This is a genomic window from Stenotrophomonas sp. 05L414_2, assembly GCF_056397905.1.
The window spans coordinates 19342-28996 of sequence record NZ_JBFTOJ010000042.1 but is presented as its reverse complement, the minus strand read 5'-3'; the positions used below and the strand labels follow the sequence as shown (position 1 = coordinate 28996).

General features: G+C 67.3%; 6 protein-coding genes and 1 pseudogene. 4 read left to right on the top strand and 3 right to left on the bottom strand.

Translation table 11 applies throughout. The features are described 5' to 3' along the window. Positions 1–137 precede the first annotated feature (137 nt). A pseudogene (gene ppc, locus AC1DJN_RS08225) lies at positions 138–2822 on the top strand (phosphoenolpyruvate carboxylase); the annotation flags it as partial. 70 nt (positions 2823–2892) lie between these two features. Here ppc and AC1DJN_RS08220 read toward each other — a convergent pair. Together AC1DJN_RS08220 and metK are read right to left on the bottom strand one after the other, a co-directional pair. After that, positions 2893–3399 (bottom strand): acyl-CoA thioesterase, encoded by a 507-nt coding sequence (locus AC1DJN_RS08220; protein ID WP_025876535.1) that lies wholly within the window; start codon positions 3397–3399, stop codon positions 2893–2895. A gap of 148 nt (positions 3400–3547) precedes the next feature. Further along, positions 3548–4759, bottom strand: coding sequence for a methionine adenosyltransferase (metK, locus tag AC1DJN_RS08215; protein ID WP_025876533.1), 1212 nt, complete (start codon positions 4757–4759; stop codon positions 3548–3550). Between the two features lie 314 nt (positions 4760–5073). Between metK and olsF the strand changes: the two genes are divergently transcribed. The 3 genes from olsF (at position 5074) to AC1DJN_RS08200 (ending at position 8756) form a co-directional block, all read left to right on the top strand. Further along, entirely contained in the window at positions 5074–6783 is a 1710-nt protein-coding gene (olsF, locus tag AC1DJN_RS08210) for a bifunctional ornithine lipid synthase OlsF (RefSeq protein ID WP_032974921.1), read from the top strand. After that, positions 6780–7580: a UDP-2,3-diacylglucosamine diphosphatase gene (locus AC1DJN_RS08205; RefSeq protein WP_025877846.1), complete on the top strand. Its 801-nt coding sequence runs from the start codon at positions 6780–6782 to the stop codon at positions 7578–7580. Before olsF ends, AC1DJN_RS08205 begins: the two co-directional genes overlap by 4 nt. Positions 7581–7697: 117 nt before the next feature. Next, positions 7698–8756 carry a metal-dependent hydrolase gene (locus tag AC1DJN_RS08200; protein WP_442252094.1) on the top strand — a complete coding sequence of 353 codons (1059 nt, stop codon included), beginning with the start codon at positions 7698–7700 and terminating at the stop codon, positions 8754–8756. Positions 8757–8822: 66 nt separating this feature from the next. Here AC1DJN_RS08200 and AC1DJN_RS08195 read toward each other — a convergent pair whose 3' ends face one another. After that, positions 8823–9650, bottom strand: a complete 828-nt coding sequence (locus tag AC1DJN_RS08195) for a class I SAM-dependent methyltransferase (protein WP_478039067.1) — start codon at positions 9648–9650, stop codon at positions 8823–8825. Positions 9651–9655 lie beyond the last annotated feature (5 nt).

Sequence of the window (9655 nt, the reverse complement as noted above, 5' to 3'; positions counted from 1 at the left end):
TCATGGACCTGCGCAACGTGAGGTTGCCGGCCAGCGGCCGGCACTACCAGATGAAACCATTTCTGCAGCGCAGCACGGCACGCGTTCTGGTTTAGGCTTGGGGTCTGGATCCGTTGACCGAGGCCTGTGCGTCGCCGATGAACGAGTACCGCAGCAGTATCGAATTCGCTTCCCCTGATCTTCCCTTGCGTGACGACGTGCGCCGTCTGGGTGCACTGGTCGGTGACCTGCTGGTCGAGCAGGTATCGGCCGCCTTTCTCGATGACGTCGAGGACGTGCGCACGCGTGCCATTGCCCGCCGCGAGAACCAGGCGCCGCTGTCAGAGCTGGCCGACGGCCTGGCTGGGCGTGAACCGCAGCAGGCCGAGACAATGGTGCGTGCGTTCAGTACCTACTTCCAGGTGGTCAACATCGCCGAGCGCGTGCATCGCATCCGTCGCCGCCGCGACTACCAGCGCGCCGTTGCCGCCGCGCCGCAACCCGATGGCCTGCAGGATGCCCTGCAGCACCTGAAGGCGCAGGGCGTCGGCCTGGATGAACTGGCACAGTGGCTGCCACGCATCGATATCGAGCCGGTGTTCACCGCGCACCCGACCGAGGCGGTGCGCCGCGCGCTGCTGGAGAAGGAACAGCTGATGGTGGCCAGCCTGGTCGACAACCTCGACGGCCAGCGCACGCCGGGTGAAGCAGCCGCAGATGCCGCGCGTTTCCGCATGGCGTTGACCGCCTCGTGGCAGACCACCGATTCCTCGCCGGTGCGCCCGACCGTGGACGACGAACGCGAGCACGTCGGCTTCTATCTGGTGCAGGTGCTGTACCGGGTGATCCCGGTGCTGTACGAATCGCTGCAACAGGCACTGCGCGATACCTATAGCGCGGAACTGCCGCTGCCGCGCCTGCTGCGTTTCGGCACGTGGGTGGGCGGCGACATGGACGGCAATCCCAATGTGGATGCGCACACCATCCGCAATACGCTGGATGCACAGCGCGTTGCCGTGCTGGGCCGCTACCAGAAGGAACTGCTGCAGCTGGCCAGCCTGCTCAGCCAATCCACCGAGCGGGTTGGGGTGAGCGATGCACTGCAGGCGCGCGTCGCGCATTACCAGCAGTTGCTGCCGCAGGTGCAGTCGCGGCCACGCCATGCCGACATGCCATATCGGTTGCTCAATGACCGCATGCGCGCACGCCTGCAGGCCACGCTGGATGATGCCGACGGCGCCTATGCCGGCCCGGACGAGCTGATCGACGACCTGCAGCTGATCCTCGACAGCCTGCGCGCGAACCGGGGCGAACATGCCGGCGGCTTCGCGGTGCAGCGCCTGTTGTGGCGGGTGAAGACCTTCGGTTTCCATCTGGCGCGGCTGGATGTGCGCCAGGAATCGAGCGTGCATGCGCGCGCGCTGGCGGCAGTGCTGGGGGGCGATGCGGCATGGGACGCATTGGATACAGCGGGTCGCGCACGCCTGCTGGCACCGCATGCCAGTGGTGAAACACCATTGCCTGTTGGCGATGATGAGGGCAACCAGCGCTTGGATGCAGTGTTCGCGGCCTTGGCCGATGCCCGTGCGCGGCATGGTGGCGACGCGCTGGGCAGCTACATCATCTCGATGGCGCACGACCGTGGCGATGTGCTGGCGGTGCTGGCCCTGGCGCGTCGTGGCGGCCTGGTCGATGACGCCGGCCACGTGCCGCTGGATATCGCGCCGCTGTTCGAAACCGTGGACGACCTCAAGCGCGGCACCGCGACGCTGCGCGATCTGCTGGCCGATCCGGTGTACCGCGCGCACCTGCGTGCACGCGAGGACGTGCAGATGGTGATGCTCGGCTATTCGGACAGCAGCAAGGATGGTGGCATTGCCGCATCACGCTGGGGCCTGCAGCGCGCGCAGGTGGAGCTGCTGGAAGTGGCTGCCGAAGCGGGCCTGCGCCTGACCTTCTTCCATGGCCGCGGTGGCTCGATCAGCCGCGGTGGTGGCAAGACCACGCACGCGGTCGATGCCTCGCCACGCGGCAGCATCGATGGCCGCCTGCGGGTGACCGAGCAGGGCGAGGTGATCCACCGCAAGTACGGCATCCGCGCGCTGGCATTGCGTTCGCTGGAGCAAGCCACCGGTGCGGTGCTGCGCGCCAGCCTGCGCCCGCGTGCCGCCGAACCGCGCGAGGATGATTGGCGGCCGGTGATGGACGTGGTCGCCGGTTCCAGCAGCGAGGTCTATCGGGCGTTCGTCGGCCAACCGCGTTTCATGGATTACTTCCGTACCGCCACGCCGATCGATGTGATTGAACGGATGACGCTGGGATCGCGGCCGTCGCGCCGGCTCGGCCAGGATGCGGCCTTGACCAACCTGCGCGCGATTCCGTGGGTGTTCGCCTGGAGCCAGGCGCGCGCGGTGATTCCGGGCTGGTATGGGGTCGGCAGCGGCCTGCAGGCGGCCGCCGACGCCGGCCATGAAGCCACGTTGCGTGAAATGGCGCGGGACTGGCCGTTCTTCCGCACGTTCCTGGATGACATCGCGATGGTGCTGTCCAAGGGGGATATCACCATCGCCGAACAGTTCTCGCGCCTGTCCGGCGAGCTGCACGATGCGTTCTTCCCGCAGGTCGAGCGCGAACTGGAGCTGACCCGGCACTGGCTGCTGGCGCTGATGGAGCAGCAGACCCTGCTGGACCACGACGCGCGGCTGGCGCTGTCGATCCGCCTGCGCAATCCCTATGTGGACCCGATCAGCGTGCTGCAGGTGGACCTGCTGCAGCGCTGGCGCGAAAGCGGGCGCGAGGACGACGACCTGCTGCGTGCGCTGGTGGCCTGCGTGAATGGTGTCTGCTACTGCAGTTGCCGGCCAGCGGCCGGCACTACCGGTTTGCCAGGTGCCGAGCCCGGTCGGCGCGCTTTCATTCTTCCGGTGACGGCGGATTGGACGCCAGCAGTTCCAGATGCCGCTGCTCCATTTCCTGCCGAAGTTGGCGGCGGATCAGCGCCGCGGCCTGCCGGCGCTTTTCATCCGAACTGGCCGGCTGCAGCGATGGAACCGGCGTCGGCCGGCCGTCCTCGTCCACCGCCACCATGGTGAAGAAGCAGCTGTTGGCGTGGCGCACGCTGCGCTTGAGGATGTCCTCGGCCACCACCTTGACGCCGATTTCCATCGACGAGGTACCGGTGTAGTTCACCGAGGCAAGGAAGGTGACCAGTTCGCCCACCGCGATCGGCTGGCGGAACACTACCTGGTCCACCGACAGGGTGACCACGTAGCGGCCGGCATAGCGGCTGGCGCAGGCATAGGCGACCTGGTCGAGCAGGCGCAGGATCGCGCCACCGTGGACCTTGCCGGAGAAATTGGCCATTTCCGGCGACATCAGCACGGTCATGGACAGCTGGTGGGATTTGAGTTCGGTCGACATGGGGCGATTGTATCGGCAACCACCGGCACTACCATCTGCCGGCCAACGGCCGGCACCTTCATGATGTCCGCAAACCGATGCATGGTTGCCGGCCAGCGGCCGGCACTACCGAAAGCAGAAGGGCCGCTTGCGCGGCCCTTCGTGTTTCTTACTTCAGCTTCGCATCGGCGCGCAGGGCGGCGGCGCGATCGGTCTTCTCCCAGGAGAAGGCCGTGGCGTTGACGGTCTCGCCCTCGCCGTTGATGTAGCTGAACTCCTTCGGCTTGCGGCCGAAGTGGCCATAGGCCGCGGTCTGCTGGTACATCGGGTGGATCAGGTCCAGCATCTTGATGATGCCGTACGGGCGCAGGTCGAAGTGCTTGCGGATCAGCTTCTCGATCTTGTCGTCGCTGATCTTGCCGGTGCCGAAGGTGGTGACCGAGATCGAGGTCGGCTCAGCCACGCCGATGGCGTAGGAGACCTGCACTTCGCAACGGTCGGCCAGGCCGGCGGCAACCACGTTCTTGGCGACGTAGCGGGCAGCGTAGGCGGCCGAACGATCGACCTTGGACGGATCCTTGCCGGAGAACGCGCCACCACCGTGACGAGCCCAGCCGCCGTAGGTGTCGACGATGATCTTGCGGCCGGTCAGGCCGCAGTCGCCCACCGGGCCGCCGATCTCGAACTTGCCGGTCGGGTTGATGTGGAACTTGGTGCCCTTGTGCAGCCACTTGGCCGGCAGCACCGGCTTGATGATCTCTTCGCGGACGGCCTCGATGAGGTCCTTCTGCTTGATGCCCGGGGCGTGCTGGGTCGACAGGACCACCGCGTCGATGGCCGAAACCACGCCGTTTTCATAGCGCAGGGTGACCTGGCTCTTGGCGTCCGGACGCAGCCAGGACAGCGGCGAGTTGCGCTTCTTGCGGATCTTGGCCTGCTGCTCGACCAGGCGGTGCGACAGGTGGATCGCCGCCGGCATGTAGCTGTCGGTTTCGTTGGTGGCATAGCCGAACATCAGGCCCTGGTCGCCAGCGCCCATTTCTTCCGGCTTCTTGCGGTCAACGCCCTGGGCGATGTGCGGGGACTGCTTGCCGATCAGGTTCAGCACGCCGCAGGTGGCGCCGTCGAAGCCGACGTCGGAGCTGTCATAGCCGATGTCCACGATGACCTTGCGGGTCAGCGCTTCCAGGTCGATCCAGGCGCTGGTGGTGATTTCGCCGGCAACGATGGCAACGCCGGTCTTGACCATGGTCTCGCAGGCCACGCGGGCGCGCTGGTCCTGGGTCAGGATCGCGTCCAGCACCGCATCGGAGATCTGGTCGGCAACCTTGTCCGGATGGCCTTCAGAGACCGACTCGGAGGTGAAGAGGTAGCTGGACATCAGGCTTAATATCCTTTGATTCGGATGGAAAGATGGGCGCGAATGATACACGGGGTGCGCCGCCTGTGCATTGTGAACCTGTATGGGTTGCCAGTGGTTAAGGTGTTGTGCCCGGCAGAGCAGGCCTTGGCGGGCACTGTGGGGGCATCGTGCACAGGCAGTGTTCCACTGGCGTGACCATTGCCGCCCACCGCCGGGACCGGATGTGCCAGCACCTGCGCCGTCATCATTCTGCCGCCAAACCGCCATCTGGCTGCCGCCTGCCGGGAGCAGGCTCTCGGCCAACCCGGCCGCCGGGCAGGAGTGGACACGCCATGCAGGAACTCGAACAGCGTCTGCAGCAACGCTATCCCGACTGGTTCCATGGCCGTCGCGGCCAACTGGCCCGGCCCCTGCTGCGCAGCGTGGGACGCTGGTCGCGGCTGGACCGGATCGAGGCGTTCCTGCGCCGCAACGCCAACGTGCGCGGTTTCGACTTCGTCGCCGCCGGGCTGGAGTTCATCGAGGGTCGCTACCACGTGGACCCCGCCGCGCTGGCGCGGATCCCGGCCACCGGCCGCCTGCTGATCGTGGCCAACCACCCTTCCGGCGCGCTGGATGCGCTGGCGCTGCTGGATGCGGTCGGCCGCATCCGCCGAGACGTGCGGATCGTGGCCAACGATCTGCTGGGCGCGATCGGGCCGCTGCAGGACCTGCTGCTGCCGGTACGCATCCTCGGCGGCAAGGTCCAGCGCAGCAGCCTGCAGGCGGTGGAGCAGGCGCTGGCGGCCGAGCAGTGCGTGATCGTGTTCCCGGCCGGCGAGGTCTCGCGGCTGTCGCTGCTCGGCATCCGCGATGGCCGCTGGCAGCGGGGGTTTGTCCGCTTTGCCCGCGCCGCCGCCGCACCGGTACTGCCGGTGCGGGTGGAAGCGCGCAATTCGGCGCTGTTCTACGGCGCTTCGACCCTGTTCAAGCCGGCCGGTACGGCACTGCTGGCACGGGAGATGTTCGCCCGCCGCGGCCGGCCGCTGCGGCTGCGCATCGGCGAACCGATGCAGCTGGGGCAGGGTGATCCCGGCGCGCAGCTGCTGGCGGTGCGCCGCGCGGTATATGCGCTGGGGCGCAGCACAGCCATTGCCGAAGGCTGCCCGGCAGGGCCCGAGCCGCTTGCCGCGCCGGTGCCGCCTGCACAGGTCGCCGCTGCGATTGCCGCCGCCACCGTGCTGGGGCAGACCGCCGATGGCAAACAGATCCTGCTGGCCAGCTGCACGGCCGATTCGCCGCTGCTGCACGAGCTGGGGCGGCTGCGCGAACTGACTTTCCGCCAGGTGGGCGAGGGCACTGGGCGCAGTCGCGACCTGGATGACTTCGACCTGCACTACCAGCACATCGTGATCTGGGACGGCACCGCCCAGCGCATCGCCGGTGCCTACCGGATCATGCGGGGCGCGCAGGCGCTGGCGCGCCGGGGCCTGGCCGGGCTCTACAGCGCTTCGCTGTTCCGCTATTCCGACGACGCCATTCCCCGCATTGCCGAAGGCCTGGAATTGGGCCGCAGCTTCGTGGTGCCCGATTACTGGGGCAGCCGCAGCCTGGATTACCTGTGGCAGGGCATCGGCGCTTACCTGCAATGCCAGCCCGGCATCCGCTACCTGTTCGGTGCGGTGTCCATCAGCGCCGCGCTGCCACGCGATGCGCGGGAGCAGCTGGTGGCCTATTACCAGCGTTACTACGGCGCAGCCGATGGCCGCGTGCAGTCGAACCGGCCGTTCCAGTACTTCGCCGCGCCACCTTGCTTTGGTGAGATGGATGCGGCGGCTGCCTTCGACGTGCTCAAAGCCAATCTCGCCGCGCTCGGTACCGGTGTGCCCACCTTGTACCGGCAGTACACAGACCTGTGCGAACCCGGCGGTGCAAGGTTCCTGGCGTTTGGCGTCGATCCGGATTTCAGCGACTCGATCGACGGCCTGATCGAAGTCGACCTGCACGCGATCCGGCCACACAAGCGCAAACGCTATCTGCGCGATGCGGGGATGCCGGCATGAGCACGCTGGCGAACCTGGCACCGCATCGTCGCGCCGTGTTCGTCTCCGATGTTCATCTCGGGTCGCGGCATTGCCACGCCACCGAGCTGGCGCGTTTCCTCGGCACCCTGCGCTGCGAGCGCCTGTATCTGGTCGGCGACATCATCGACCTGTGGTGGATGGCACACCGACGCGCCAACTGGCGGCAGTCGCACAGCGAGGTCATCCTGGCCCTGCACGCGCTGCGACGCGCCGGTACCGAGATCATCTACATCCCCGGCAACCACGACGCCTCGCTGCGCCAGGTGTGCGGCCTGATGCTGCCGGCGATGCAGGTGCGCCGCCGTGCGATCCACACCACCGCCGATGGCCGCCGGCTGCTGGTGGCGCATGGCGACGACTATGACGGTGTCACCCACTTCGGTGGCCTGCAGGAGCGGTTTGGTGACTGGCTGTACTACCGCATCCTCACCGGCAACCATCTGTTGAATGCGGTGCGGCGCCGACTCGGGATGCGCTACTGGTCACTGTCCGAATTCCTGAAACGGCAGAGTGGTGCCGCTGAACGCTACATCGAGCGCTTCGTGCAGGCCGGCCTGGACGATGTTCGCCGGCGAGGCCTCGACGGCATCATCTGTGGGCACATCCACCGCGCCGCACTGATCGAACGCGACGGTCTGGTCTACGCCAATGACGGCGACTGGGTGGAGAGCCTGACCGCGTTGGCCGAGGACCACGACGGCGCCATGCGGCTGCTGGACCACAACGGGCGGACGTTGGTGGAGCTGCCGGGAGCACGGTTGTCGCAGGCAGCGTGATTCACAGCTGCAGGGACAGGCCCACGCGCGGCTGCGGCCGCACTGGCAGCTGACTGACGCGCCGCCGGGCAGGAAACCGCCGCTGCACGGAGATCGCCAAGCCGCTAGCATCGGCCGATGGACTCATTGACCCAGATCGTTCTTGGCGGCGCCGTCGCTGCCGCCATCGCCCCGCCTGGACACCGCCGTGCCGCCCTGCTGGCCGGTGCCGCGCTCGGTACCCTGCCGGACCTGGATGCCCTCTGGCTGGGCTTTGCCGCCGCCGACCCGGTGGCGAACATGACCGACCATCGCAGCTTCAGCCATTCGCTGCTGGTGCTGCCGTGGGTGGCCGCGCTGATCTGGTGGCTGTTCAAGCGCTTCGGCAACGGCCGGGTGGCGCAATCACCGCTGCGCTGGTTCTGGGCGATCCAGCTGGCGCTGGTCACCCCTCCGGTGCTGGATGCGTTCACTGTCTACGGCACGCAGCTGTGGTGGCCGTTGCAGCCACATCCCGCGATGGGTTCGAGTGTCTTCATCATCGATCCCGGCTACACGGTGTGGCTGCTGCTGGGCTGCGTGCTGGCGTGGTTCGGCCGCGCGCGACCGTGGGTGGGCAAGGTGCTCTGCGTTTCGTTGCTGCTCAGCAGTGCGTACCTGGGCTGGGGGCTGATCGCCAAGGCACAGGTCGACCGCGCCGCGCAGCAGAGCCTGGCCGCGATGGGCCTGGGCGACGCGCCGCGGTTCTCGGTGCCGATGCCGTTCAATACCCTGTTGTGGCGGGTCGTGGCGATGACCCCGAATGGCTACGTGGTCGCTGACCGTTCGCTGGTGGCCGACCACGGGCCGATGCGTTTCGAGGGGCATCCGTCCAACGTGCAGGCCTTGCGCGAAGCGGCGGGAATTCCGGCAGTACGGCGCCTGCAGTGGTTCAACCGTGGCTTCATGCGCGCACAGGTGGTGCAGGGCAGGCTGGTGCTGAGCGACCTGCGCATGGGGCTGGAGCCGGACTACACCTTCAATTTCGCGGTGGCCCAGCAGGTTGATGGCCAGTGGCGCGCGATCGTGCCCGAGCAGTTGCGGGTGGACTACAGCAGCCCGGCCGCGCGTGCCGATGCCGGCCGCCGGTTGTCGGCGATGTGGCAGCGCATCTGGCACGAACCGGCGGTGGCGGACGGCGCCGCCGCGCACCCGTAGATCCACGCCACGGCCCATCAGCACAGTAGATCCACGCCATGCGTGGATGGCGTGTACCGCGGCCGCTCAATACACCGTTGCGCGGCCCTGCACGAACGAATAGAAGAACACCGCGTTCGGATCGTTCTGCACCAGCCGGAACTCGCGGCGCATGCCCTCCACCGTCTCTTCGTCCACCGTGCCGGCCTGCAGCAGCTGGTCGGCCGCCGACAGCAGCAGCTGTTCCCAGAAAGCGATCATCGTCTTGCGACGTGCCGGTTCGCGGTTGTCCAGATGGATGGTCTTGATCTCGGTGTGCACATCGCGGAAGCCACCGGCCAGCAGCAGGTTACCCAGCTTGGCGCCGACGAACGGATCRCCGCCGTKGTCGTACTGGWARTCGTTGAAGGCCATCCAGTAGCGCCAGATGTGCGGCGAATACGGATCAAGCAGGAACGAAGCATTCATCACCTCGGTGATGTAGACCGGCGAGCCCGGGGCCAGCACGCGGCGTACTTCACTCAGCACGCGCGCCGGCGACGGCACGTGTTCCAGCACCCAGCACAGGAACGCCGCATCGAAGCTGCGCGCCTCGAAAGGCAGTTCGCCGGCATCGGCCTGCTGCAGGGTGTAGCGGTCGTTGCACCACGGCGTGCGCGCCAGGTTTTCGCGCGCGGTTTCCAGCTGGGCCTCGCTCAGGTCCACGCCGGTCACGTGCAGCTCGGGGAAGCGGCGCAGCAGGATCTCGGTCTGCGCGCCCACGCCACTGCCGACTTCCAGCAGGCGCTTTGCGCCGCTGTAATCGATCTGGCCGAAGATGCTCGTTTCCAGCAGGCGCGCCTGGGTCATCAGCCGTTGCTGCTCCGTGCCGGAGAACCCATGCAGGTAGGTCGGGGAAGAAATCGGCGGGGTCATGGGGG

Excerpts from the sequence above, each read along its gene's own strand:
- AC1DJN_RS08220 (WP_025876535.1), bottom strand. The coding sequence starts at position 3,399 with ATGTCGACCGAACTCAAATCCCACCAGCTGTCCATGACCGTGCTGATG.
- metK (WP_025876533.1), bottom strand. The coding sequence starts at position 4,759 with ATGTCCAGCTACCTCTTCACCTCCGAGTCGGTCTCTGAAGGCCATCCG.
- olsF (WP_032974921.1), top strand. The coding sequence starts at position 5,074 with ATGCAGGAACTCGAACAGCGTCTGCAGCAACGCTATCCCGACTGGTTC.
- AC1DJN_RS08205 (WP_025877846.1), top strand. The coding sequence starts at position 6,780 with ATGAGCACGCTGGCGAACCTGGCACCGCATCGTCGCGCCGTGTTCGTC.
- AC1DJN_RS08200 (WP_442252094.1), top strand. The coding sequence starts at position 7,698 with ATGGACTCATTGACCCAGATCGTTCTTGGCGGCGCCGTCGCTGCCGCC.